The organism is Aeromonas sp. 603404 (assembly GCF_049171775.1).
GTDB classification, from domain to species: Bacteria; Pseudomonadota; Gammaproteobacteria; order Enterobacterales; family Aeromonadaceae; genus Aeromonas; species Aeromonas veronii_A.
The window spans coordinates 119,907-146,319 of record NZ_JAAKPE010000002.1 but is presented as its reverse complement, the minus strand read 5'-3'; the positions used below and the strand labels follow the sequence as shown (position 1 = coordinate 146,319).

Annotated in this window: 24 protein-coding genes; 16 read left to right on the top strand and 8 right to left on the bottom strand. The window is 59.0% G+C overall.

Going from position 1 to position 26,413, the window contains the following annotated elements; translation table 11 throughout:
- Positions 1–102: 102 nt before the first annotated feature.
- Both G5306_RS04585 and malX read right to left on the bottom strand, forming a co-directional pair.
- Positions 103–1,293: a MalY/PatB family protein gene (locus G5306_RS04585; RefSeq protein ID WP_216961599.1), complete on the bottom strand. Its 1,191-nt coding sequence runs from the start codon at positions 1,291–1,293 to the stop codon at positions 103–105.
- Between the two features lie 87 nt (positions 1,294–1,380).
- Entirely contained in the window at positions 1,381–2,952 is a 1,572-nt protein-coding gene (malX, locus tag G5306_RS04580; protein WP_216961596.1) for a maltose/glucose-specific PTS transporter subunit IIBC, read from the bottom strand.
- 290 nt (positions 2,953–3,242) lie between these two features.
- Here malX and G5306_RS04575 point away from each other — a divergent pair, with 290 nt between their 5' ends.
- The 16 genes from G5306_RS04575 to G5306_RS04500 all read left to right on the top strand — a co-directional run bounded on the left by G5306_RS04575 (position 3,243) and on the right by G5306_RS04500 (position 20,329).
- The gene (locus tag G5306_RS04575; protein ID WP_216961593.1) at positions 3,243–4,280 is read left to right on the top strand and encodes a Mal regulon transcriptional regulator MalI; all 1,038 of its coding nucleotides are present in this window, start codon (positions 3,243–3,245) and stop codon (positions 4,278–4,280) included.
- A gap of 121 nt (positions 4,281–4,401) precedes the next feature.
- Positions 4,402–4,665, top strand: coding sequence for a hypothetical protein (locus G5306_RS04570; RefSeq protein WP_204478330.1), 264 nt, complete (start codon positions 4,402–4,404; stop codon positions 4,663–4,665).
- Between the two features lie 680 nt (positions 4,666–5,345).
- The gene (locus G5306_RS04565; protein ID WP_139460411.1) at positions 5,346–6,143 is read left to right on the top strand and encodes a hypothetical protein; all 798 of its coding nucleotides are present in this window, start codon (positions 5,346–5,348) and stop codon (positions 6,141–6,143) included.
- A gap of 178 nt (positions 6,144–6,321) precedes the next feature.
- Positions 6,322–6,837 (top strand): AAA family ATPase, encoded by a 516-nt coding sequence (locus tag G5306_RS04560; RefSeq protein ID WP_216961589.1) that lies wholly within the window; start codon positions 6,322–6,324, stop codon positions 6,835–6,837.
- 11 nt (positions 6,838–6,848) lie between these two features.
- The gene (locus G5306_RS04555) at positions 6,849–7,625 is read left to right on the top strand and encodes a phosphotransferase (protein ID WP_254204215.1); all 777 of its coding nucleotides are present in this window, start codon (positions 6,849–6,851) and stop codon (positions 7,623–7,625) included.
- Between the two features lie 536 nt (positions 7,626–8,161).
- Positions 8,162–10,069: a PTS fructose transporter subunit IIABC gene (locus G5306_RS04550; protein ID WP_216951774.1), complete on the top strand. Its 1,908-nt coding sequence runs from the start codon at positions 8,162–8,164 to the stop codon at positions 10,067–10,069.
- Between the two features lie 578 nt (positions 10,070–10,647).
- Positions 10,648–12,054, top strand: a complete 1,407-nt coding sequence (gene uhpT, locus G5306_RS04545; RefSeq protein ID WP_005353611.1) for a hexose-6-phosphate:phosphate antiporter — start codon at positions 10,648–10,650, stop codon at positions 12,052–12,054.
- Between the two features lie 218 nt (positions 12,055–12,272).
- Positions 12,273–12,578, top strand: coding sequence for a PTS fructose transporter subunit IIB (locus G5306_RS04540; protein WP_005334611.1), 306 nt, complete (start codon positions 12,273–12,275; stop codon positions 12,576–12,578).
- Positions 12,578–13,345 carry a PTS sugar transporter subunit IIA gene (locus G5306_RS04535; protein ID WP_216951775.1) on the top strand — a complete coding sequence of 256 codons (768 nt, stop codon included), beginning with the start codon at positions 12,578–12,580 and terminating at the stop codon, positions 13,343–13,345. Before G5306_RS04540 ends, G5306_RS04535 begins: the two co-directional genes overlap by 1 nt.
- Positions 13,346–13,456: 111 nt before the next feature.
- Positions 13,457–14,380: a pseudouridine synthase gene (locus G5306_RS04530; RefSeq protein ID WP_216961586.1), complete on the top strand. Its 924-nt coding sequence runs from the start codon at positions 13,457–13,459 to the stop codon at positions 14,378–14,380.
- Positions 14,380–14,871, top strand: a complete 492-nt coding sequence (locus G5306_RS04525; RefSeq protein ID WP_064339722.1) for an NUDIX hydrolase — start codon at positions 14,380–14,382, stop codon at positions 14,869–14,871. Before G5306_RS04530 ends, G5306_RS04525 begins: the two co-directional genes overlap by 1 nt.
- 157 nt (positions 14,872–15,028) lie before the next feature.
- Positions 15,029–16,135 carry a tRNA 2-thiouridine(34) synthase MnmA gene (gene mnmA, locus G5306_RS04520; RefSeq protein WP_005353619.1) on the top strand — a complete coding sequence of 369 codons (1,107 nt, stop codon included), beginning with the start codon at positions 15,029–15,031 and terminating at the stop codon, positions 16,133–16,135.
- Between the two features lie 212 nt (positions 16,136–16,347).
- A complete protein-coding gene (gene hflD, locus G5306_RS04515) occupies positions 16,348–16,962 on the top strand; it encodes a high frequency lysogenization protein HflD (protein WP_204381641.1) in 615 nt (204 codons plus the stop codon).
- Positions 16,963–17,091: 129 nt separating this feature from the next.
- Positions 17,092–18,462, top strand: a complete 1,371-nt coding sequence (gene purB, locus G5306_RS04510; RefSeq protein WP_421172555.1) for an adenylosuccinate lyase — start codon at positions 17,092–17,094, stop codon at positions 18,460–18,462.
- A 139-nt stretch (positions 18,463–18,601) separates the two neighbouring features.
- Positions 18,602–19,732, top strand: a complete 1,131-nt coding sequence (locus G5306_RS04505) for a cupin domain-containing protein (protein WP_005353621.1) — start codon at positions 18,602–18,604, stop codon at positions 19,730–19,732.
- A 183-nt stretch (positions 19,733–19,915) separates the two neighbouring features.
- The gene (locus tag G5306_RS04500; RefSeq protein ID WP_421312463.1) at positions 19,916–20,329 is read left to right on the top strand and encodes a hypothetical protein; all 414 of its coding nucleotides are present in this window, start codon (positions 19,916–19,918) and stop codon (positions 20,327–20,329) included.
- A 96-nt stretch (positions 20,330–20,425) separates the two neighbouring features.
- Here the strand turns inward: G5306_RS04500 and G5306_RS04495 are convergent, their stop codons facing one another.
- The 6 genes from G5306_RS04495 to G5306_RS04470 form a co-directional block, all read right to left on the bottom strand.
- On the bottom strand, positions 20,426–20,965 hold the full coding sequence (locus G5306_RS04495; RefSeq protein WP_005344037.1) for a GNAT family N-acetyltransferase: 540 nt from the start codon (positions 20,963–20,965) through the stop codon (positions 20,426–20,428).
- Between the two features lie 6 nt (positions 20,966–20,971).
- On the bottom strand, positions 20,972–22,612 hold the full coding sequence (locus tag G5306_RS04490) for a GNAT family N-acetyltransferase (RefSeq protein ID WP_421312462.1): 1,641 nt from the start codon (positions 22,610–22,612) through the stop codon (positions 20,972–20,974).
- Positions 22,612–23,226 (bottom strand): glutathione S-transferase family protein, encoded by a 615-nt coding sequence (locus G5306_RS04485; protein WP_421172554.1) that lies wholly within the window; start codon positions 23,224–23,226, stop codon positions 22,612–22,614. The genes G5306_RS04490 and G5306_RS04485 overlap by 1 nt, the downstream gene beginning before the upstream one ends.
- A gap of 36 nt (positions 23,227–23,262) precedes the next feature.
- Entirely contained in the window at positions 23,263–23,901 is a 639-nt protein-coding gene (pdxH, locus tag G5306_RS04480) for a pyridoxamine 5'-phosphate oxidase (protein WP_005353629.1), read from the bottom strand.
- Positions 23,902–24,041: 140 nt separating this feature from the next.
- Positions 24,042–24,377 (bottom strand): hypothetical protein, encoded by a 336-nt coding sequence (locus G5306_RS04475; RefSeq protein WP_227341066.1) that lies wholly within the window; start codon positions 24,375–24,377, stop codon positions 24,042–24,044.
- On the bottom strand, positions 24,356–26,317 hold the full coding sequence (locus G5306_RS04470; RefSeq protein ID WP_421312461.1) for a reprolysin-like metallopeptidase: 1,962 nt from the start codon (positions 26,315–26,317) through the stop codon (positions 24,356–24,358). The genes G5306_RS04475 and G5306_RS04470 overlap by 22 nt, the downstream gene beginning before the upstream one ends.
- Positions 26,318–26,413: the final 96 nt, after the last annotated feature.

Sequence of the window (26,413 nt, the reverse complement as noted above, 5' to 3'; positions counted from 1 at the left end):
AAAAAACCGCCCCGTAAATCCGGGGCGGTTTTTTATATTTCCCCACATAACGGGGCCATCACTGATGGTCCCGTTTTGTTTCTCATGTTGAATGGATTTGCCCTACACCAGTTTCCCCAGCGCGCCGATCAGGGCGTCGAGCCCTTGCTCTACCTTCGAGCGCGGGCAGCCGACGTTGAGGCGGATATAGCCTGTGCCTTCAGGGCCATAGGTGTCGCCGCGCATGATGGCGACCCGGTATTTCTCCACCAGCAAGGTTTGCAGCGCATCCATCCGCTCGGTGGAGTCGATGCCAAGACCGCGCAGGTCAATCCAGGCCAGATAGGTTCCCTCGGGCACCCGATAGTCGATGGCGGGGAAGGCGGCGTTGAGCCGCGCCGCCACATGGGTGAGGTTGCCGTGCAGGTAGGCTTTCAGGGCATCGAGCCAGGCAGCCCCGTCCCGATAGGCGCTGATATGGGCCAGCACCCCGAGAATGGGGGGCGATGAGAGGCCATGGGCCGCCTTGAGTCGCTGCAGATAGGCGGCCCGCGCCGCTGCGTTGGCAATAAAGGCGTAGGCGCCGCCAAGGGCGGGAATATTGAAGGATTTCGAGCCCGAGCTCACCAGCGCCCAGTGGTCATCCGGTGCCACCTCGCTCCACGGCAGGTAGCGAGCAAAGCTCACATCCATATGGATGTCGTCCGAGATGACCTTGACCCCGTAGCGCTGGCAGATGGCGGCCATCCGGCCGAGTTCATCCCGCGTCCAGACCCGACCGGTGGGGTTGTGGGGGCTGCAGAGCAGCAAAATCCGGCAATCGGGACGAGCGGCTTGCTGCTCGAAACATTGCCAGTCGATCTGGTAGCTCCCCTCTGCTTTTTTGAGCGGGCAAGGCAGCAGCACCCGGTCGTTGGCAGCCAGCATATTGCCGAAGGCATCGTAGGCGGGGGTATGCACCAGCACTCCTTCCCCCGGCGCCGACCAGAGGCTCACCAGCTGGGCAATCACATAGATGACCGAGGGGCCGTAGACCAGCGTCTCGGGGTCGAGGCTCGCCCCGTAGCGGTGGGCAAACCAGTTGCTCACCGCCCCCTTGAAGTCGTCGTGATTCCAGCGGCTGTAGCCAAATACTCCGTGCTCAAGGCGGGCTGCCAGGGTCTGGCGAATGCAGGGGGCGGTCACAAAATCCATGTCGGAGATGGTAAAGGGGAGCAGATCGGCATGGCCAAAACGGTCGGCTACATAGTCCCACTGGGTGCAGTAGGTGCCGTGGCGGTCGACCACATGGTCGAAGTCATAAATATCGTGCATGAAGTTTCTCCCTCCATAAACAGGAGACATATTGGGAGAGGCAAACAAGGGGGGCTTGCGCCCCCCGTTCGGATCTTATTGGCCGGTTCAGGCCCCCATCAGGCTCTGCAGCTGGTTTTTCACCAGATGCACCTGCGGGCCGATCACCACCTGCAGGTTGTGCTCATCGAGCTTGATCACCCCGATAGCACCGTTCGCTTTCAATACCTTGTCATCGACCCGGCTCATATCCTGCACCGACATCCGCAGGCGGGTGATGCAGTTATCGAGCGCGAGGATGTTATCGGCCCCGCCCAGGGCGTTAAGGATGATTTCACCGTTGTAACCGCTGTTGCCGGCCTTCTTGCCTGCGGGCTGGGCAGTCTCGCTAGTCTCGATTTCACGGCCGGGGGTTTTCAGGTTAAAGCGCACAATGGCGAAGCGGAACACGCTGTAGTAGATGGCAAACCAGATGGCAGCCGCAACCGGCACCAGATACCACTTGGTGGCGGTGCCTTGCAGCACGCCGAACACCAGAAAATCGATGAGGTTGCCGTCAGTGTTGCCGATGGTGACGCCAAGCAGCCCCATGGTCATAAAGCCCAGACCCGTCAGGATGGCGTGAATGACGTAGAGTACCGGTGCCACGAACAGGAACAGGAACTCCAGCGGCTCTGTGATCCCACCGATGACGCAGGCCACCACGCCGGAGACCAGCAGTGCCTTGATCTTGCCGCGATTTTCCGGGCGGGCGCAGTGATACATGGCGAGCGCCGCGCCCGGCAGGCCGCCAAGGAAGGCAGGCATCTTGCCCTGAGAGAGGAAGGAGGTGGCAGAGACCGAGAAGCCGGTGGTGTCAGCGCAGGAGAGCTCGGCGTAGAAGATATTGAGGGCGCCGCTCACCTCGTGACCGCATACCAGCTGGGTGCCGCCCGCTTCGGTAAAGCGGATCAGCGCCACCAGAATGTGGTGCAGGCCGAGCGGCAGCAGCAGGCGCTCACCGGTACCGAACAGGAAGGGGCCGAAGGGACCGGCGTGGGAGATGAGCGCTCCGATACCGTTGATGCCGGCGGCAAACCAGGGCCAGGCGAACGGCACGACCAGACCGACTACACCCAGCACCAGTGCGGTGATGATGGGCACGAAGCGGGCGCCGCCGAAGAAGGCGAGCGCATCGGGCATCTTGTAGGTGTAGAAACGGGCGTGGAGCTTCGCGACGATCACCCCGACGATGATGGCCCCCAGAATCCCGGTGTCGATGGAGCTGATACCGAGGATCGATTTCACCCCGTAGGCCTTCTCCGCCGCTGCGTCACCGATGACGTTGGCCACGGTGAGGTAGAAGTTGATGGAGAGGTTGAGCGCCGCATAGCCGACGAAACCGGCAAAGGCCGCGACCCCCTTCTCTTCCCGCGCCAGCCCCAGCGGAATAGCCACCGCAAACATCACCGGCAGGTAGATAAAGGCCACCAGCCCTACCTTGGTCATCCAGAGGAACAGCAGTTGCAGCACGGTATTGTCGAGGAAGGGCATGCTCTGCTTGACCGCGTCGCTGGTGAGCGAGCTGCCGACACCGAGCAGGATGCCCGAGAAGGCCAGCAGGGCGACCGGCAACATAAAGGTCTTGCCGAGGCTCTGCAGGAACTCCCAGATGGTGGATTTTGCTTGAGGCTTGGCCATGAAACGGCTCCTTGTGAATAGACAGCAATATCTGCGGCTGCCCTCCCCCGCTCGAGGCAATCTCGACGCAATCTCGAAGCAAAAGGCGCGGGTCAACATCAGGTTTTGCTGGATGATAAAACGTTTTATCAGCTTGCAAGTGCCGACAAGATCACAGAATCAGGGGGCTGGCTGGCAGCAGGATCCAAATTTGTGAGCCGGATCGGCCAGATGGTGATGTAACGTTTCACTTGGGCATCTGAGCAGGTATGCTGGGGCCTCGCTTTCAACTGTCCGTCGTCCATTCGCCTATGTCGCCCAAATCCCTCTCTGCCAAAGCCACCAAGATCACCGATGTCGCCCAGCGGGCGGGAGTGTCGGTCACCACCGTCTCCATGGTGCTCAACGGCAAGGGGCGCATCTCCCCGGCCACCGCCGAGCGGGTGCAGCAGGCGATAAGAGAGCTCGACTACGTGCCCAACAGCGCCGCCGCCAACCTGCGCAGCCAGCAATCCAATCTGGTGGGGCTGATCCTGCGCGACATCACCGACCCCTTCTATACCGAGGTGACCGCCGGGGTGAGCGAGGTGCTGGAGCAGCAGGGCTATCTGCTGTTTCTGACCCAGTGCGGCCACAGTCCGGAGCGGCTGCAGCAGAGCATCCACTCCCTGTCACGGCAGGGGGTGGCGGGCATCATCTTCAATCCGGTGCGCGGCGCGGCGGCCAAAACCCTGGAGACCCTGCTCGACTCCGAGCTGCCGGTGGTGTGTGCCGCCCGCTCCTACTATCGGGATGACGTGGACTTTATCGGCCCCGACAACACCCACGCCGCCAAGCAGGCCACCACCTACCTTATCGAGCAGGGGCACCGCCATATCGCCTATGTCGGCGGGCGGGCCGACTCCCTCACCCGCGCCGAGCGCATCGGCGGCTACTGCGCCAGCCTGCTGCAATATGGCCTGCCCTTCAAACCGGAGTGGGTACTGGAGTGCGAGCGCACCCAACGCAGTGCCGCCGACACCATCGCCCAGCTGCTGCACCAGCACCCCAAGGTGACCGCCGTGCTCTGCCACTACCCCGAGGTGGCGCTCGGTGCCATCTATGGCGTCGAGGCGAGCGGCCGCACCGTGGGCAAGGACAACTACATCGGCCAGCAGGTGGCCCTGCTCGGTTTTGACGACGTGGCAGAGGCCGAACTCACCTCCCCCGCCCTCACCTTTGTCAGCTCACCGGCCCGCGAAATCGGCCGTCAGGCGGCGAGACGACTGCTGACCCGGATGCAGCAACCCGAACTCGCCCCCAACCGCCATATCATCACCCCCAATCTGCAAAAGCGGGAGTCGGCCTGAGCTGGCTGGGCAAGCGTGCAGCAGCGCAAAACGTGAGGCCGCTCACTGCGCCGGCAAGGAGAGATTGAGAGCCAAGTGAAGAGGAATATGATGGGGGCCCATTCCCTTCACGAGCCCATTTATGAGCAACCCGCACGACCAGAACCCACCGAGTGAAATCCATCGCTGTGACAAATGCGGCGAGCGTACCCGCCATCTCGTGGTGCTGGTCGCCCGCGATCACAGCCAGGACATCATGCCCAAGGATCCGCGCAAAGCCTTCTGGCAAGCCTTTCGCTCCAGCAGCCTGACCAATGCGGTATTCGGCCAGACCCTCGCCTATCAGGCCACCCATGTAAAACATCTGATCTGCGAACGCTGCGGGGAGAAGTTTCTGGAGTATTGAGTGGCGGTAGCACCCGGCAAGAGATGAAGCTCTGTCTGCGGCTGCTGTGCCAAGCGGTCAGATAGCAGTCACTTAATAAGTAATTTGTTGATCTTTGGCAGGTTTTTGCCCGACTGCGGTTTCCCCCTGCCCCTCTCTCGATTAATATGCCTCACTTGGCAACCACTCTTGCAGAGATAACCCTGTGCAGCCGTTTCGCCATCCACCACATCGCCGGATAACCGCAGCAGGCTGGAGGCTGTAATCCACGGGCGGTAGCGTGGTGTTTGTAGGTTGGCGCTGAGCGAAACGAAGCCCAATAAGCGAGATATTGATAAAACATTCGCGAACGTCCGGTTACGTAGCACTAATCTACAAGTCTGACACAAGAGGTCACACCGCTTATATTCTACAGCCAGAATGTAGATGGATTTAATAACGACGATGTGTACAGCTATTTCCAATGGCAGTAAAAGTCGATGTAAACTGTTGGGCAATTAATTATCATAGTGATTAATGGCAGGGGTGGAAAATTTAATTTTTGAAAGTCGCCTTATGAGATGCACATATCAACTTACTAATTTATCCCACAACATTTCGCCATAGCAAGTTCTTTGTAAAAGTTAAACCCATGGCCTTACAAGATCGTTTATAAAAAAATTCTAGGGATACTCATCTGAATTTAAAATGGAGTAATGAGAATGCTTCTAGCAAAAAACTGCTACAAAAAGGACAATTTGAAAACTGGAAAAACAATAAAGCTGGGTACATTATATGAGTATAGAGATATAGAAAGCGATCAAATCGTCGATGATGGTGAAGGTAAATACTCTTTTGTACTCAATTTTGACGGAACAGTTGAGATTGAGCCTAAATGGTTCAATTTCATCCTACAGGGAGTAATTAGTGTAGGAGGAGATGAGAACCAACCAAGAATCATGGGGCGGATGAGCGCAGCCATAGAGAATCTTCATATTATTGAACGTACAGAAAAATCACTCAAGATACGGGACACTCGAGCAAGAATACATCGAGAAGCTCTTAACGGATTTATTTTTTGCGTATCACGCGTTAGAAAAAAGCGAGATGCTATTGGACTATTTCCAAATTACGATGACTGTTGGTATATGACAGCATCAAAAGCTCATAGCCTTGGAATTGAACTTTCAAAACTACTCCGTGCACGTATTCTATCCGGACGTCACTCAGGTAATCACATCGTCGATCAAAATATATCATTAGAAAATCTGTCAATTTACTGCCGACATGAACCTGTATCTTACTTAAGTCGTGAGGTTCATATATCTGACGCCAGCGACTTTACGATAGAGCACTTTATGAAAAAAATTTCAGATATGGCTTTTGTTAAGCCGCCATCTTTCTCCACAGAAAAGGAGTACCGATTTAGCTTCACGATTGTTGCTGGAGAGATGATCCTTATGCCTACAGTGAAAAATGTTATATTGAATGCTGAACACTTGGTAGATTGGACTGTATAACGACCTTGTTGCTCAAGGAATGTTTTTCCAATATCGGAGCATATTCTGATATTCGCGTAATAAACTCTACCTTCCGCTCTGTATTCGTTCCAACCGAATAAGCTGTGCAATTCACTACGTTGATTGCACCTCTACTTTCCAGCCTCCAGATATCTGTTCCAGAAAAGAGCACTCATAGATGAAACGCATTCTGATTATTGGTAACTCGGGATCGGGCAAGAGCTGGTTGGCAGCTCGATTGGCTGAGGGGTTAACTATCCGCGAGGTCAATCTGGACACCATTGTCTGGCAGCCGGGCGGCTTTAACCCAAAACGGCCCCAGCATGAGATTGACCATGCCATTCAGACACTTGCTCAAGAGCAATCATGGGTGGTCGAAGGGGTATTTGGTGCCCTGGCCGAGCAACTGCTTGATGCCGCCGATACCCTGCTTTTTCTGGATCTTGACTGGTCTGTATGCCGTGATTCACTGCTATCGCGCGGATCACAAAGTGCCAGGCAACGGGATGCCGTAGCAGCCGAAGAGAGCTTTCAACAACTGCTGGTGTGGGCATCGGAATATGGGCAGCGAGCCGGCAAAAGCTCCCGCCAATTCCATCACGAGCTGTTTGATCGATTCCCAAACGACAAGCACCGTTTCACGACTCGCACAGAGGTACATAGCTATCTCACGCAACTGACCACTCATAGCTAACGGGGTAGAGGATGACGCAACAGGAGCTGGCGAAAATGGGGGGCGCTTCGGTAAGTATCCAGCTGCTGGATGGCAAACCCTGTATCAGAAAAAGCGGCGCATCGCCTGTCGAGCGCCATTTCTACCAACGCGCCGCACTGCATTTGAGCGGGCTCAACACTCCTGCCCTGCTCAAGGTCGAAGGGGAGACCCTGTTCCTTGAGCAGATCCCTCATCCGGTCACGCTCACGCAGCTGCACCACAACGAACAGACCTTTGCTCAGCTGGCCAGCCTGCATAACGCCAACTATCAGCCCAACTTTGCGGTGAAAACTCACGGCTGGTCGCTCGTCGACACCAACGAGGCGCTCTCTGTACTCTGCCTGCCGGAAGCGGTAAACGAGAAGATCCGCCATATCCAGCAAGTCGGCCACGAACTATTCGAGGAGTCATGCCTGATTTCGGGAGATAGCAATGAGGGCAACTGGGGCACCCGCGACAATGGTGAGCTGGTGTTGTTTGACTGGGAGCGATTTGGTTATGGCAGCCCGGCCATCGATCTGGCCCCGCTGGTGCCGCGGATGGGTTCGCTGGCTGAGTATGAAACCATCATTGAACGCTATCTGCGCCACAGCTCGCAGCTCTCTGGCGACCGGTTGCTGCGCCATCTCGTCATGGCCAAGTGCTGGCTGATTATTGAGGTCACCAATCTGCTGACCAGAAGGGAGAAGCCGCAAGCACAGCAATATCTGGAGTGGTATCGGCAACAAGTTCCCAACTGGCTGGGGTCGGTGGCGCATATTGTGTAGTCCGTAGGTTCGAATAGCGGAGCGTATTCGGACGTTCGCGTTATCACCTCTATCTTTTCGGCCATCCCCTCTCTTGCTACCACACTTTCTTCCCAAACAACGCCCCTCTGCGCTCGCCCAGCCAATGCAATTGGCCTCCGCCATGAGGCGCATAAAAATCCTAACCCGCCCGATGAAACTGCGACTTTTTGTGAGAAAGGTCACATCTGATAACGCCTTAAAACCACATATAAATCCAGACCCCGCTGGTGATTAATTTATTGATATGACGCATTACAAACCTGATTTCGAGGCAAACCATAATCCATTCATCTGTTTTTAAAGACAAAATCAGAAATGACCTGAAAATGGCGAGTCCTGCCTGAAAACGGGATCTTCATCACATCGCGTTTTAATGCGCACAAAAATCCAGTGATTAGCACATTTGTCCGATAGGGAGGGGGCGGGCGAGCCGCGATAATGATCAGGTCATTTTTATCCAGTACGTCGATACGTACTCACGCATAGCTTCCGTCACCGGAAGCGGGGAGAGCGCCATGATCACCACCTTGATCAATGAACATCTGATCAATCTCGATTTGAAAGCGACGCGTAAGGAAGAGGTCTTCACCGAGATGGCCCGCCTGCTGGCGTCGCAAGGCAAGGTCAGCGACGAGCAGGCCTTTCTCAAGGATCTGTGGGCCCGCGAAGAGCTGGGTAACACCGGCTTTGAAGAGGGCGTGGCCCTGCCCCACGCCAAGAGTGCGGCGGTATGCAATCCGGCGGTCGCCATCGGCATCAGCCGCAACGGCATCGAGTACGGCGCCGAAGATGGCAAGCCGTCCCACATTTTCTTTATGATCGCCTCCCCCGATGGCGGCGCCAACCACCATATCGAAGTGCTGGCCGAGCTCTCCGGCAAGCTGATCGAAGAGGGGTTTATCGCCAAACTGCTGGCAGCCAACACCCCGGCCGATGCGCTGGCGCTGCTGCTGGCCAAGAAAGAGGAGCAGAGCGCGGCCCCGACCACCAGCAAAGGCTTTATCATCGGTGTCACCGGTTGCCCAGCCGGTATCGCCCACACCTATCTGGCTGCCGAGTCACTGGAGCGCGCCGCCAAGGAGCTGGGTTATGAGGTGAAGGTGGAGACCAACGGCTCCATCGGCGTCAAGAACAGCCCGACCGCGGACGAGATCGCCCGCGCCAGCGCCATCGTGGTGGCTTGTGACAAGCAGGTGGACATGGCCCGCTTCGCTGGCAAGCCGCTCATCAAAACCGGCGTCAAGGCCCCCATCAAGGATGGCAAGGGTCTGATCGAGCAGGCCCTGAAAGCCCCCGCCTACGTGGCTGGCAAAGAAGATAAAAAAGGTGAGGAGAAGAGCGCGGGTGGCAGTTCCGATCTCTATCGCTACCTGATGAACGGTGTCTCTCACATGATCCCGTTCGTGGTGACCGGCGGTCTGTTGATTGCGCTGGCACTCGCCATCGGCGGCAACCCGACCCCGAGCGGCATGCAGATCCCGGAAGGGAGCATGTGGAACCAGATCCTCAACGTCGGCGTGGCCGCCTTCACCCTGATGATCCCCATTCTGGCGGGCTATATCGCCTACGCAATCGGTGACCGTCCGGCACTGGCACCGGGCTTTATCGGCGGCTGGATCGCCAACAACGGCAGCTTCTACGGCGCTGACGCCGGTACCGGCTTTATCGGTGCCATCATCGCGGGCCTGTTGGTCGGCTATCTGGTGCGCTGGATTGCGACCCGTCAGTACCACAAGATGGTGCAACCGCTGGTGCCGATCCTGATCGCCCCCATCGTCGGTTCGCTCTTTATCGCTGCGGTATTCATCTTCATCATCGGCGCCCCGATTGCCGACATGATGACTGGCCTCAACGCCATGCTGCTCTCCATGAGTGGTGGCAGTCTGGTGCTGCTGGGTATCGTGCTGGGTGGTATGGCCGGCTTTGATATGGGTGGCCCGGTCAACAAGGTGGCCTTCCTGTTCTCGGTCGGCATGATCGCCTCCGGTCAGACCCAGTTTATGGGTGCCATGGCCTGCGCCATCCCGGCTGCGCCCCTTGGCATGTCGCTGGCTACCGTACTCGGTCGCAAGCTCGGCATCTTTGACGAGTCCGAGATCGAAGCGGGCAAAGCCGCCGGTGCCATGGGTCTGGTGGGGATCTCCGAAGGGGCGATTCCGTTCGCCGCCCGTGACCCGCTGGCCGTCATTCCGGCCAACGTGCTGGGCAGCATGACCGCCGCTGTGATGGCTTTCCTGTTTGGCATCACCAACAGCGTCGCCCACGGTGGCCCCATCGTGGCCCTGCTGGGTGCGGTCAACAAGCCGCTGCTGGCCCTGCTCTGCATGATCTGCGGTGCCATCGTCACCGGCGTGGTGGCGGTTGCCCTGAAAAAACTGCGGGTCAAAAAGAGTGATGAGGTAACTCTGGCCAAGGCGGCCTGAGTCCCTCTCGCCATCGCGGCTCATAGAGCATAAAAAGAGGCCACCCCACGGGGTGGCCTCTTGTTTTTTGGGATGGCTGGCGAGCCGTATTTCCCAACATCGCCCACCGAGAAATAGTGGTCGATAAGCACTCTTCCCTTATCTCTGCTTTCACCTCTCCCCTTGCCTTTCCCTAGCTCCCTTCTAGCCTCTCCCCTCCTCAGCCCAGCACTCACACAGAGCGCCAAACTGGCTGAAATGGCAGCAATCCGGCGTCAGCGGTGTGATGTTTCTCACGCTTTGTCCGCGAAAGCGCAAAAACTAGGAAAATTTCCTAGCCCCACTAGGGATGGCTCTCAAGCCATTTTTTGCCCCTCTTATTAGAGTCACCCCACCTGATGTCGTGACCCGCACCGCGATGGGCAATGTGCCCCGTTATCCCGTGTCGGGCCCGGGTTTATATGGATGGAGCGTCGAGCGCAGCAACGGCTGACAGCCCCGACGTTCCGTTCCCCCTTCCGTGGCGTGACCTCGAACAACCTATCTACAAATGAGGGGCGCGGCGGAAATACCGTCTATCTCGCAGAGGATGAACGAAGATGTTGAAATTGCTCCAACAGGTCCGGGTTCCCACCCTCGACCTGCCGGTCGAAGCCCGGCGCAAGCTCTGGTTCAAGCCGTTTATGCAATCTTATCTGGTTGTATTTATTGGCTATTTGACCATGTATCTGATCCGCAAGAACTTCAACATTGCGCAAAATGACATGATCCAGGAGTACGGTCTCTCCATGACCGAGCTTGGCATGATCGGTCTTGGCTTCTCCATCACCTACGGGGTGGGCAAGACCATCGTCTCCTACTACGCCGATGGCAAGAACACCAAGCAGTTCCTGCCGCTGATGCTGATCCTCTCCGCGCTGTGCATGCTGGGCTTCAGTGCCAGCATGGGTGGCACAGGTTTCAGCCTCTACTTCATGATCTTCTTCTATGCCCTGAGCGGTTTCTTCCAGAGCTGTGGCGGCTCCTGCAGCTACTCCACCATCACCAAGTGGACCCCTCGCAACAAGCGCGGCACCTATCTGGGTATGTGGAACCTCTCCCACAACGTGGGCGGTGCCGGTGCGGCCGGTGTGGCGCTGTTCGGTGCCAACTACCTGTTCGATGGCAACGTGCTCGGCATGTTTATCTTCCCCTCCATCATCGCGCTGATCGTCGGTTTTATCGGCCTGCGCTTTGGTAGCGATTCGCCGGAAGCCTATGGCCTGGGCAAGGTGGAAGAGCTGTTTGACGAAGTGGCGAGCGAAGAGGATATCGCCACCGAAGAGCAGCAGCTGACCAAGTGGCAGATCTTCGTGAAGTACGTGCTGCTCAACAAAGTGATCTGGCTGCTCTGCTTTGCCAACATCTTCCTCTACGTAGTGCGTATCGGTATCGACCAGTGGTCTACCGTCTATGCCCACCAGGAGCTGGGCTTCTCCAAAGACGTTGCCATTCAGGGCTTTACCTTCTTCGAAGTGGGCGCACTGGTCGGTACCCTGATGTGGGGTTACCTCTCCGATCTGGCCAATGGCCGTCGTGGTCTGGTTGCCTGTGTGGCACTGGCGCTGATCATCGCGACTCTGGGTCTCTACCAGCATGCGACTACCCAGTTCATGTTCCTGGGCTCCCTGTTCACCCTGGGCTTCCTGGTGTTTGGTCCGCAGTTGCTGATCGGCGTCGCCGCCGTGGGCTTCGTCCCCAAGCAGGGCATCAGCGTAGCCGATGGCGTCAAGGGCACCTTCGCTTACCTGATTGGTGACAGCTTCGCCAAGCTGGGTCTGGGCATGATCGCCGATGGCACCCCCATCTTCGGTCTGACCGGCTGGACCGGCACCTTCGCGGCGCTGGATATCGCAGCCGCCGCCTGTCTGGTGCTGATGGGTTGTGTCGCGGTCGCCGAGGAGCGCAAGATCCGCCGCATCAAGCGCGAACTGAAAGCCGCCGAGCTGGCTGCCCAGACCGCCTGATAGCCATAACAACAGACGCAGATTGTTCAGGGCCACCCACAGGGGTGGCCCTTGTTGTTTGGAGCAATCAGACACCCGACTGGCCGGCATGAGCCTGCACTACCGTTCAAGGGACGGGCATATCCCCATCAAGATCCCACTTTTCATATGGACTTTTGGTAAAAGCCCCCCGCTGGCGCTATCTTGTTGCTCCCCCTTGTCAGCATCACAGAGAGCAGATGAAGATAGTCGCCGTCACCGCTTGCCCGACCGGTATTGCCCATACCTATATGGCTGCCGATGCCCTGCAAAAAGCCGCCACTGGGCTGGGACTCAAGATCAAGGTCGAAACTCAGGGCGCCATGGGCATGGAGAACATGCTGACCGCCCGCGATATTGCCAGCGCCGACCTGGTGCTGATTGCCTCCGATATCGAGATTGAGCAGAAAGAGCGCTTCCTCGGCTGCACTATCCATCAGGTGAGACTGGAAACCGTGCTGCTGGATGCCAACGCCGTACTCAAGGCCCTGCCGATCCCGGCCTGATGCTGACTCGCGAAATCACCTTCTACTGCCAGCAGGGGTTGAGCATCACCCAGGCCAAGCAGTTGAACCGGCTGGCGGGAATGTTCAAATCCACCATCCGCTGCGCCAACCTCACCCGGCGCCAGACCGTTGCCGCCAGCAACCAGCTATCCCTGTTGACCCTCGCCACCCAGCCCGGCGATCTCTGCCAGTTGCAGATCGAGGGCAACGACGCCGAGCTGGCCCATATGGCCTTCACCTGCTGGTGTGGCGAGCTGGGTCAACCGCTGGTGCGCCCGCATACCGCCGCGCTGGCGGAGTTGCGACTGGCCAACGCCCTGCCCGACTACCATTTTGCCCTGCGCCAGCTGGCCCACAGCCCCGAACCGCTGACCAAGGCCGAAGCCCTCGAGCATCTGATCGATCTGCTGCCCACCGAGCTGATCACCAACCGCGCCACACTGACCGCTGCGGTAGAGCGGCGCGAGCAGGTATCGGCCACCATCATCCGCCCCGGCCTTGCCATGCCTCATGTATTGAGCGAAGGGATCAGCCGGCCAGCGCTGACCCTGCTTAGCTGCAAGGAGCCCATCGAGTGGGGCTCTCAAATCGGGCAGGTGCAAACCATCATTTTGCTGGCGGTGCCGGTTGGTAGCGGACGGGAGACCCTGCGCCCCCTCACCCGACTGGCGCAGGCGATGATCGACGATGTGGTCAGCCACGCCCTGCTGCTGGCGGGCTCGGCCCCCGCCCGTCAGGCTATCGTGATCGAGAGCCTGCTGAGCTAGGCGAATTGGCTCTGGGCACTGCTTGTTGAAACCCCAGCCATTCATCCAGCTCTCAGCCCCCTGTGGTACACTCGCTGCCATCGTCTGTCGTCTGTCTGAAGTGTGTATCCGATGAAATCTCCCCGCTCCCGTCTCTCTGTCAGCCGTTCGCCGCGCGATAACGCCCCGCGCACGGCGGCCAAACCAGCCGCACCTCGCCATGCATCCCCCCGCAAACCGGAGCTGGCCCCAGCGGATCGCAAATTGCTCCTGCTGAACAAGCCCTACATGGTGCTCTGCCAGTTCACCGACGAGGCGGGCCGCGAGACCCTCAAGCATTACATCAGCGAGCCCGGCATCTACGCCGCAGGTCGGCTTGACCGCGACAGCGAGGGGCTGTTGCTGCTCACCAATGACGGCAAGCTGCAGGCGCACCTCACCCAGCCGGGGGAGAAGACCCCCAAGACCTACTGGGTGCAGGTGGAAGGGATCCCGAGCGAAGAGAAACTGGCCGCCCTGCGCGCCGGAGTGGAGCTCAACGACGGCATGACCCTGCCTGCCGGGGCGCGCATCATGGATGAACCTGCGGTGTGGCCGCGCAATCCGCCCATTCGCGAGCGCAAGGAGATCCCCACCTGCTGGCTGGAGATCAAGATAGTGGAGGGGCGCAACCGGCAGGTGCGGCGAATGACCGCCCATATCGGCCACCCCACCCTGCGCCTTATTCGCTACGCCATCGGCGACTGGACCCTGGATGGTCTGGCACCCGGCGAGAGCCGCAGCCTGCCCGCCCCCGAGCAGGCACCGAGCTCCAGCAGCCGCCCGCGTCCCTCCTCATCCCGTTCAGGCGCTCATACCGCCAAACCGGCCAAACCGGCAGGGGATGCGCCACGGCGGGCCAGCCAGCCGAGACGGGACGAGCGCCCCCGCAGCACTCACCCAACCGAGCGTTCAACTTCAAACCCGACCGGCGGCAAACCCCGCAGCAGCGGGCGAGGAACGGCACGCCGACCCGCCCGTGCGGGCAATCCCGATAGCAACGACAAGGAGTCATGATGAGCAATCAGGCAGAGCAATCGGCCACCAGCCACGCCCGCATGGAGGCGCGCCTGACGGTCGCCGCCCTGGTGCAGTGGCAGGGGCGCTTTCTGGTGGTGGAAGAGGAGATAAAAGGCCAGCGCCGCTTCAACCAACCCGCCGGCCATGTGGAGCCGGGGGAAAACCTGCTTGAAGCGGCCTGTCGTGAGCTGAAAGAAGAGACGGGTCTGACCGCCACACCGACCGCCTGGCTTGGCACCTATCTCTACAAACCGGCCGACAGCGAGGCCACCTATGTGCGCACCGCCATCATCTTCGACCTTGAAAAAGCGCCAGGTCAGCACCATCCAGAGGATCCTGACGGTGATGTGCTGGCTTGCCACTGGCTCACTCTTGAAGAAATAGCGGAATGCAAACCGGCCTTGCGCAGCCCCTTGGTGTGGCAGTGCATTCAGGATTATCTGGCGGGTACACGGCTGCCGCTCTCGGCCCTCAAGGCCTTTATCTGAGGCCATTTGACACTCTTTTTCGGTGACAAAGGCCAACAACAGAAAAACGATTTCCTGCTATCAGGTTCCTGATGGGAACTGCGGCATGGATATGTGACCGGGGGCGCAAAACTCTGGTAGAATACGCCCCGTTTAAACGAACTGGTAACTTCGACTAATGACAGACAACAGCCAAATCAAGGTGATCGTCGGCATGTCCGGCGGCGTGGATTCTTCCGTCTCGGCCTACCTGCTCCAGCAGCAGGGCTATCAGGTCGAAGGCTTGTTCATGAAGAACTGGGAAGAAGACGACACGGACGAGTACTGCTCTGCCGCCCAGGATTTGGCTGATGCCAAGGCCGTCTGCGACAAGCTGGGGATGAAACTCCACACTATCAACTTCGCGGCCGAGTACTGGGACAATGTGTTCGAGCACTTCCTCGAAGAGTACAAGGCTGGCCGCACGCCAAACCCCGATATCCTTTGCAACAAGGAGATCAAGTTCAAGGCGTTCCTCGAATTTGCCGCCGAAGAGCTGGGTGCCACCTACATCGCCACCGGCCACTATGTGCGCCGTGACGACAGCACAGGCCGCCCGCGCCTGCTGCGCGGTCTCGATACCAACAAGGATCAGAGCTACTTCCTCTACACCTTGAGCGAAAAGCAGGTAGGTCAGAGCCTGTTCCCGGTTGGCGATCTGGAGAAGCCCGAGGTGCGCCGCATCGCCGAGCAGCTCGATCTCATCACCGCCAAGAAGAAAGACTCCACCGGCATCTGCTTTATCGGCGAGCGCAAGTTCAAGGACTTCCTGGCCAAGTTCCTGCCCGCCCAGCCCGGTAAAATCGAGACCGTGGATGGCAAGGTGATCGGCGAGCATCAGGGGCTGATGTATCACACCCTGGGCCAGCGCAAGGGGCTCGGCATCGGTGGTCGCAAAGATGCCACCGAAGAGGCCTGGTATGTGGTCGACAAAGAGGTCGAGCGCAACGTGCTGGTGGTGGCGCAGGGCGAACATCCCCGTCTCTACTCCGATGGCCTGATTGCCAGCCAGTTGCACTGGGTGGATCGCACTCCCATTCGCGAGCCGCGTCGCTGCACCGTCAAGACCCGCTACCGTCAGCAGGATATCCCCTGCCTGATCCAGCCCATCGACGATGAGACCATCCGGGTCATCTTCGACGAGAAACAGGCTGCGGTGACCCCGGGCCAATCCGCTGTCTTCTACGACGGGGAAGTGTGTCTGGGCGGTGGCATCATCGAACAACGTTTCAGCCATCCGGTCTAAGGGCTGGGCGCTCACGAGCGTCCGCGCTGTACTCCCTTCTCCCCTCGCGGGAGAAGGGTTGGGGATGAGGGGGTAACCACCCTCACCCTGACCCTCTCCCTGAGGGAGAGGGGACAAAGACAAAACAGCACAAAGCAGCGATACATGATTGGCAACGTCCAGGCCGGATCATGGCATCGGCCGGTGAATGAACAGAACAGGGCTGTGAAGATATGAGCGATAAATTCCAAGACAGAACAATGGCCTTTGCCGGCATCTGCCAGGCCGCGTATCTGGTGCAGAAGGTGGCCCGAGACGGCAGCTGTGACGAGGCCGCCCTGCGCGAGAGCCTCTCCAGCATTCTGGTGACCAACCCGAGCCACCCGCTCGAGGTGTTCAACAACACCCATCTGGCCATTCGCGACGGCTACCGTGCGCTGGTCGAGCAGCTGGGTGCCGACGGCAGCCAGAAGAATGCCGAGCTGACCCGCTACGTGGTAAGCCTGATTGCACTGGAGCGCAAGCTGGCCAAGCGCAAGGACATTCTCAATATGCTGGGTGAGCGGATCAGCCAGATTGGCCGCCAGCAACAGCACTTCGATCTGCTCGACGAGCAGATTTTGGCCAACATGGCGAGCATCTACAGCGATCTTATCAGCCCCATCGGGCCGCGCATCCAGGTGGCGGGTACCCCGCTGTTCCTGCAACAGCCGCTGGTGCAGCACAAGGTGCGCGCCCTGCTGCTGGCGGGCATTCGTGCCTGCGTGCTGTGGCGTCAGCTCGGTGGCAGCCGCACCCAGATCATCTTCGCTCGCAAGAAGATGGTGGAACTGGCCAAGCGTTACTAATCATCGGCTCGCGCGCGGGCAAGCGAGGTCAACATCAGGGTGAACAGCCGCACATCCGCCCTGACAACGACTCAGCCCCACGCGCGAGTGGATACGGATCCCCCACACAAATCATCAGGAGTTCACCCCATGGAGCTGTCCGCGCTGACTGCTGTTTCCCCGATTGACGGTCGTTATGGCGACAAGGCCGATGCCCTGCGCCCTATCTTCTCCGAATTCGGCCTGCTGCGTTTTCGCGTCGAAGTCGAGGTGCGCTGGTTGCAAAAACTGGCCAGCCACGCCGGGATCCCGGAAGTCCCTGCCCTGAGCGCGGCCGCCAACACCCTGCTCGACGGCATCGTCAGCAACTTCAACGAGAGTGACGCCGCCCGCATCAAACAGATCGAGCGCACCACCAACCATGATGTGAAAGCGGTGGAGTACTTCCTCAAAGAGAAGGTTGAAGTGAACCCGGAGCTGGCGGCTGTCAGCGAGTTCATCCACTTCGCCTGCACCTCGGAAGACATCAACAACAACTCCCACGGTCTGATGCTGAAAACCGCCCGCGAAGAGGTCATCAAGCCTTATTGCGAAAAGCTGATCAGCGAGCTCAAGCGTCTGGCTCACGAGTACCGCGATATGCCGCTGCTCTCCCGCACCCACGGCCAGCCGGCGACCCCGAGCACCATGGGCAAGGAGATGGCCAACGTCGCCTACCGTCTGGAGCGCCAGTTCAAGCAGATCATGGCGGTGGAGATCCTCGGCAAGATCAACGGTGCGGTCGGCAACTACAACGCCCACCTCAGCGCCTACCCGGATGTGGACTGGCACCAGTTCTCCGAGGAGTTTGTTACCTCCCTGGGTCTGACCTGGAACCCCTACACCACCCAGATCGAGCCGCACGACTATATCGCCGAGCTGTTCGACGCCATGGCCCGCTTCAACACCATCCTGATCGACTTCGACCGCGATGTGTGGGGTTACATCTCCCTGGGTCACTTCAAGCAGCGCACCATCGCGGGGGAAATCGGCTCCTCCACCATGCCGCATAAGGTCAACCCCATCGACTTCGAGAACTCCGAAGGCAATCTGGGTCTGGCCAACGCCGTGTTCCAGCATCTGGCGAGCAAGCTGCCCATCTCCCGCTGGCAGCGTGATCTGACCGACTCTACCGTACTGCGCAACCTGGGTGTGGCGGTGGGTTACTCACTGATTGCCTATCAGGCGACCCTGAAGGGCATCTCCAAGCTGGAAGCCAACGACGCCGCCATGGCCGCCGATCTGGATGCCAACTGGGAAGTGCTGGCCGAGCCGATCCAGACCGTGATGCGCCGCTACGGTATCGAGAAGCCCTACGAGAAACTCAAGGAGCTGACCCGTGGTCGCCGCGTCGATGCCGAAGGGATGCGTACCTTTATCGACACCCTAGAGTTGCCGGAAGCGGTCAAGGTTGAGCTGAAGAAGCTGACCCCGGCCAACTACATCGGTGACGCCCAGCGTCTGGTCGATCTGCTGAAGTAAGCCAACCGGCAGTGACGAAGGGGCCCTGTGCACGATACGCCACAGGGCCCCTGTTATTTTCCCTGCCACGGCAGGATCCCGAGTGGCTTTTCCCAAGCCTGCCTTGGGCAAAACCTCTTTGCGAGACACGAGAAACAGCATGTACGAACTCAATCTGGATATCGCTCACTTCCTTGAGCACTACTGGCAGAAGCGCCCGCTCCTTATCAAGGGTGGCTTCAAGGACTTTCAGGATCCCATCAGCCCGGACGAGCTGGCGGGTCTGGCCATGGAAGAGGTGGTAGAGTCCCGCCTCGTCACCCGTTTCGACGGCAAGTGGGATGCTGCCCACGGCCCCTTCGAATCCTACGACCATCTGGGCGAAGAGAACTGGACCATTCTGGTACAGGCTTGCAACCACTGGGCTCCCGAGGTGAACGAGCTGGCGGTGCCGTTCCAGTTCATTCCGGGCTGGCGCTTTGACGATGTGATGGTGAGCTTCTCCACCCCCCATGCGGGTGTCGGCCCCCACATCGACAATTACGATGTGTTTATCACCCAGGGTCTGGGCAAACGCCACTGGCGGGTTGGCGATGCCAAGCCGCTCAACGAGTTTGCCGCCCACGCCGCCCTGCTGCACTGCGAGCCGTTCGAGGCGATCATCGACGTCATCATGGAGCCGGGTGACATTCTCTACATTCCGCCCGGATTCCCCCACGAAGGCTACGCCATCGAGCCCTCCATGAACTTCTCGGTGGGCTTCCGCGCGCCGGATGCCAAGGCGCTTATCTCCTCCTTTGCCGATCACCTGATCGACAACGAGGTGCGTACCGAGCGTTACGGCGATGCAGATCTCAAGCCCCGCGCCCGTCACGGCGAGATCCAGCCCCACGAGCTGCACCGTCTGCGCGAGCTGATGCAGCAGGCCCTCGATGACGAGACTCTGTTCAAGGAGTGGTTCGGCACCATGATCTCCGAGGCCAAGCACGATCTGGACGTCAATCCGGTGGAGCCGGACTACAGCGCCGAGGAAGTGGCCGACCTGCTGACCCAGGGCGAGCCAGCCATCAAGGTGCCGGGTCTGCGCACCGTCTGGTTTAGCGGCGAAAGCCAGCAGTGCTTCATCGACGGCGAAGCCTGGACCCTGCAGAGCGAAGACGCGGCCGCCATTTCGCTGTTGTGTGACAAAGACATCATCACTCAAGCCGATATGGTGGAGCTGGCCGATCAGGCCGGTTTCCTGCAACTGCTGACCCGTCTCGTCAACCGCGGGTACTGGTTCTTCAACTGATCCAGCGATGACTGAACGACAAAAAGGCGCCTTATGGCGCCTTTTTTGTCACTCCGATACGGTTCAATTAACAATCGATGCGCGAAACTGAACCCACTCTTGATGAACCGACAAGTGGTGATTTATTGAACTAAGATCGATGAGTATCATGCGTCCGTCCCTGTTCAAAAGAGAAGCGCCACCATGCAAATCCCCTCCCGACCCATGCCGCTGCCCGATTACGGCAAATACCCCTCCTCTCCGACTGTCACACCCGAGCAGGTCAGTCAGGCCCGTAACGAAGCACTGGCCAAGAAGGATGAAGTGCAGGCGCAGAGCGAAGAGAAAGCAACGGCTCGCAGAACTCTGGCGGTCTCTTATACGGCCAACCAGCAAGATAAGGCCGTGGTGGAGCGCTACCTGGAGGCCAGCGGTCAGGAGAGCGACAGCAAGTCGGGCCCGAGCACAGCGGAACTCTATCAGGCGGCCAATCGCTACCAGCGCCAGCAGAATCTGAGCGACTACATGCAATTCCAGCAGAGCCCGCTCGCCCAGCAGATGGGTGACATGGTGGGCGAAGATAATCGCAAGGGCACCCAGCTCGACATCATTGCCTGAGCCAATTTGCTCGAATAAGCCCGGCAGGGACCAATACAAGATGAAAAAGCCCTCGATGAGGGCTTTTTCGTTATGGCTTGTCGCTGCGACGTCTCGCTATAAATGGGACACTTCTGCCTGCGCGTCCGGCAGCTCGTCGGGGAGTTCATCAAACAGGGGGTGATAGAGCACCTCACCCTGCACACCCGCAAAACCGCGCTCCTGCAGCTCCATCGCCATAAAGCAGTCGGCAGGCACCTCATAGATGCAGTGCAGGCCAAACTCGCTGGCCGGGCGGAAACCGAAACGGCTGTAATAGGCCGGATCCCCGAGTACAACCACCCCTTTCCAGTCCATCTCGAGCGCCGTATCAAGCCCTTCACGGATAAGATCCGAGCCAATCCCCTGGCCTTGCCAGTCGGGATGAACCGCGACCGGCGCCAGACCGAGCCAAGGCCCTTCCATGCCGTTAATGGTGATCGGGCTTAGCATCAGGTGCCCCATGAACTCGTACTCTTCCTCTTCGACCATGGTCACCACGGCAGCACCACATTCGCGCAGGCGGTTGACCAGTTCGGCCTCATCGGAACGACCGAAGGCGGCACTCAGCAGCTCATAGACCGGCAGCATGTCACCGGGGCGCTCGGTTCTCAACATCAGGTATTACTCCTCGTACAGCAGAGCAGGCATTATTCCACATAACGGCTGGTCACTCTGAGTACCTTTGTCCAAAAATGGGAGGGTGCACTCAGGAAAACGAGCTGCAAACTGCTGCTGCAAGGCTGTTAGCGTAGCCGGGGTGGCCCTGTTCATCGCCTCGCGGTAGGCCAGCCAGAGGGCGGGAGCCTCCCGCGCCAACCGCTCAAAGGTCAGTTCGGGCGTTTGATGCCAACAGCCATCCAGCTCGTCGACCAGCTCCGGCAGCTCCACCAGCAGCTGTAACTGCTGATAGCGTATCTGCGAAGAGTCACCGTTGCCGCCCAGCGCCTGCGCCATCAATTGGTTGAACCAGTGGAGCCGTGATACGCGCTCCTCGCGGCTAAGCAGCTCGGGCCCCTGACGCTGCAGCGCGACCAGTTGCAGCAGCCACGCCAGCCCCCGTTCATCCCTGTCTTTCAGCAAGACGCCGCCAAGATGGGACAACTGCTCCGGTTCGGCCTGCTCCAGCAGATCGACGGGGTAACAGTGCAGCGCCAGCAACCTCTCAAGATGCGGCGGGCAACGCAGAAAACAGGGCTTCTCCCCCTCGCCCCTCTCATCCACAAAGAGCGAGATGGCCAGCTTGCCGTTGGTACTCTGCCGATCCAACGTTACAGGATCGCGCAGGATCACCACGGCGATCCGCTCATCTGCCAGCCAGCGGGCAATTTCCTCGGGCAAGGGGCTGGGCAAGGAGGGCGCGCGATCCAGCCGCCAGTAGCTCACCTCGCACGGCTGGCGACCACTGATATGGCGCCGCCCGCGATAGTGCATGCCCACTTTAGCCATCACCCGGCCGGAGGCTAAATTGTCTGGCATATGACGAGCCGTCAGCGCAGGCAGTTGCAGTTGGGCAAAGGCGAACCCCTTGACCAAGCCTGCGGCCCGAGTCGCCAGACCGCGATTTTGCCAGGGCACGCCCACCCACCAGGCGAGCTCGCCATTCCAGTGCAGGGAGATCACCCCGACCAGCGCAGTCCCTTGCTCCTCTGGCAAGGTGATGGCCCAGCTCCAGCCAAGACCAAGCGCCGCCTTGCGCCAGCTGAGCGCCAGCCAGTCGCGGGCCCCCTCCGGCGGATAGGGGTGAGGAATATTAAGGGTGTAGCGGGCCAGCGCCTCGTCGTTGCAGTAGCGTACTATCTCGCGATCATCGGCGGCCTGCAGCGGTCGCAGCGCGACGCCTGATAGCGGATGATCCTCAACCAGGGTCGGCACCGTCACGCGGCGCGCCAGCAGGCGATTTAGCACGGCGCCCAAATCGGCCTCGGGGGTGAGCGGCAGATCGGCCCCCACAGGGCCAAGGGTGAGCAGTCCCTGCTCCCTGGCGAGGGTCAATAGGGAAGTAGAGGCGCTGATCAGGATCTGGCGGCTGGGATCAACATGAAAATCCACCAGCAGATCCCCATCGAGCCAGGCAGCCAGCAGGGCTCCCGGGCAGAACACCCCGTCTGGAGGGCTGATCGCCCAGGGTGCATCGGTTTGATCGAGGGCGGCCGCCGCCTCTTTGCCCAGCAGCAGCTGCCAGCGATGACCCTGCTGCTGCCAGTGCAGCAACAGCGCAGCCCACTGCGGTTGCCACAGACTGGCCTCGATCAGCAATTCCATCAACGGGTCTGACAGGCCGCGGGCAGCGTCAGATGGCGGGGATGGGCTTCGATACGGGCGATCCAGCTACGGATAGCTGGCCACCCCTGAAGGGAGAAGATCCCCTCCTCTGCCACATGGGTGTAGGCATAAAGGGCGATATCGGCGATGGTCGGCGCATCACCACACAGGTAGGGGCTCTGTTTCAGCTGCTGCTCCATTACCGCCAGCGCCTTCTCGCCACCGGCTTTCAGACCGTCGAGCCGCGCCTCCTGCGACTCGGGTCGGCCGAGATAGTGAACGATAAAGCGGGCCACCGCGATGTAGGGCTCATGGCTGTACTGCTCAAAGAACATCCATTTGAGCACCTCGGCCTGCTGGCGCGGATCGGTTGGCCACAAAGACGAGCCCTGCGCCAGATAGAAGAGGATGGCATTGGATTCCGCCAGCGCATCGCCCTGGCCAATCTCCAGCACCGGGATCTTGCCGTTGGGGTTCTTGGCCAGAAATGCGGGGGTACGGGTATCCCCCGCCTGAATATCCACCTCAACCCACTCAAGGGGCAGCTTCAGCCAGCGGGCCAGCAGCCACACCTTGTAACAGTTGCCAGAACGCAGATCACCATACAGACGCATACACACTCCTTGTGAAAACAGAATTGAACAGCGCGCTCAGGGTGCCAGACGCTCGATATGCCAGCCATCCCCGTCGCGGGTGTAGTAGAAGCGGTCGTGCAGCCGGTGCTCGCCCCCCTGCCAGAACTCCACCGTCTCGATCACCACCCGGAATCCGCCCCAGAAGCTCGGCAGCGGCACTTCGCCATTGGCAAACTTCTGCTTGAGCTCGAGGAACTTGGCCTCCAGCACGCCGCGGGCCGAGATGCGGGTCGACTGTTTGGAGACCCAGGCAGCGATCTGGCTATCCTTGGGACGGCTGTGGAAATACTTCATCACCTCGAAGGTGCTCATCTTCTCCACCCGGCCGGTCACGTGAACCTGCCTGTCCAGCGTGTGCCAGGGGAAGAGCAGGCTGATTCGAGGATTGCCTTCCAGCTGCTGCGCCTTACGGCTACCCATGTTGGTGTAAAAGACCATCCCCTGGGCGTCGTAGTGCTTGAGCAGCACAGTGCGCTGCCAGGGCTGACCATCGGCATCCACCGTCGCTACCACCATGGCGGTGGGATCGGTCAGTTTGGCCTCACAAGCCTGCGCCAACCACTTCTCGAACAGCGCCAGCGGCTCGGCCGGCAGATCGGCCCGGTGCAGCCCGCCACGGGAGTATTCACGGCGCAGATCAGCAACATCCATCATCTTGATTTTCCTTCAAATAAATAATGGTTCCACGACCATCAAGAGAGTGACGCAGGCATTGTGCTCCGCTCATCTGTCAGTGACAAGCCATAACACAGCGGGGAGGCAACTGCCTCCCCGCTGTGTTTACCTGCAAACTATTACCTCTGAATCGCCTCCGGCATGCACCTTTCCAGCATCTGTCGGTTATATCGGGTGGCATAGTCAATCCGCTGCTCAAACTCCGCCTCCTTGCCCATCTCAATCACATCGCCGAACCCTTTCAGATAACGGACTCCGCACCGGGTTCTCGCTTCTGCTTGCAATGACTCCACAACCCCCGGGGCCATGCCGCCACGCCCGCCGCGCACGATGAGCCGATAATCCTGAGCAGCAAGACTCTCATCTATTGCCTCGGTCAGTGATGCGGCCACAACAGGCGCTGCGCAGATATGCAGAAACAGCAAACTGACGGCTAACCGTAATACCTGCGCCATCCGGCTGCACCTCCCATCAGGATGATCACAATGATACTCACCGCACCACCACCGCCGCCACCCGTATTGTTGTCGGTAATGACAGTTGCACTTTCCGTAGTGGCCGACGCATTACCTCTTATCCCATTGATAGAGAAAAAAATATTATTGCTGCATGCCAGCTTCAGCCTAGCCGTGCTGATCAACGGTGCAGGCAACACCACACTGGCCGAACCGTTATTGACAAGCCCGCTTGCCAGCGTAGTCCAGCTAGAACCGCCATTCTGTGTCAGTGCCAAATCCACGCTGGGACAGTTGATAGGAGGCTGATCGGTCCCAGCAACATTCCATGTCACTAGCTGAGTGCTACCCGCCACCATGGCGCCAATCTGCGGGGCTGTGATGGCAAATGCCGCGCCGGTATTGATCACCTGCACCACCATCTCATCACTGCTGACCGCCCCCTGACCATCACGTACGGTAAGGCGGAACTGGAGATTGCGATTGGTCGCTGGCCACGCCTCCCCTTTGGCCAGCACACCCGTGATCAGCGAGCTCATGGCAGGCAAGGTTCGGCGGGGATCCGAAGTTGGCGAGACAAAGCGAAACAGCGGGCGTGACCCATCATCCACCATGGTGGCCAAACTGCTGGATGCGTTGCCCAGATCCACCTGCTCCCAGGTGTAACTCAAGGCATCTCCATCCAGATCCAGCGCACTACCGACAAGAGTGAAAGGCGTATTGGCGGGGATCAACCTATCGCCCCCCGCATCCACAACCGGCGCGTTATTGGCAAGCGCCAGGTCGGTGCCGCAGGAGGGCAGAGAGGCCATCAGAGCCCGCATCTGCTCGATCGACTTGCTGTGAAAGAAAGGTGTGCTGTTAACCTGCAGATTCTCCTCACCACAGATCCCGGCATAGGCCATGATGGTCGAGCCACTGCCCGGTTCCCAGGCTGAGCTAGCCTTGCGACCTGTCGCACAACTGTCGGCCATGCCATTGAAGGAGTGCTCTGCCCCCAGCTGGTGCCCCAATTCGTGAGCCACATAATCAATAAAGAATGCATCACCGATAGGCTGTGAGCCTCCGGTCATGCCCCGTGAACGGCTGAAAGGGTTGCATAAAGATCTCAGGGTCGCCACCCCGCCGCCTGATGTCGCCAGCAGATGGCCCAGATCAAAAGAAGGATTGAGCAACACCCCCTGTTGGGTCTGGTTGATGGCGATATCCTGGGTCGAGTTGGTGAAAGGATCCGTCGCAGGATCGGTGAAAATCACATTATCCGTATCAGCTGCAAGCTGAAACTCGGCCCCCACATCACGGCGATAGACTTCATTGACCCGATTAAGCAGTGTTGCAATGGCCGAGAGTGCTGCAACCTTGGTACCACCGTGATACTGGGTATATTCCCCGGTTGCCGAGATGGCGATGGTGTAGCGCTTGCGCAAATTGCCATCGACCAGCACAGCTCGCTCACGCTCGATACCATGATGATCAATCACCTGATCCACATCCTGTCGCCGCCAGGCATCTTGCTGTTCATAAACGGCATAAGAGAAACCGTCCTGAAGCGGATCGACATAAAAGGTACGCCCCTGATGAGTAAACATACCGTGAAAACCATGTATGGTGACATCAAATCGGCCTGTATCCGCCGCCCGATCGATAGCCTTCCCACTGTAAGTATTGATAGAAGGGTAGCGCTGGGCCAAAGGCTCCGGGAGCAAGGCATTGGGATGAACATCAAACTGCACCGTAGTGCCATCCGGCAATGGCAAGGTCAATACACTGGCGAGATGCCCGGGTTCAAAAGGCCTGTCAGGAACCACCACTCTGACCTTTTCAGCTCGCACATCATAGACCCCTCCCCTTTCCAAGTTTTCATCCATGAAGGTCCACTGTGGTTCTGCCGCAACCTGAACAGACAAACTGGTGATAATCACCGCAATGCCATGCTTCATAGAGCCTCCTTGCCCTACCTTGGTGACAACAAGTATGGTGCAGCGTCAATTGACGATCTGCGTGACAGACAGAAAAGAAAATTCGCACAAAACTTC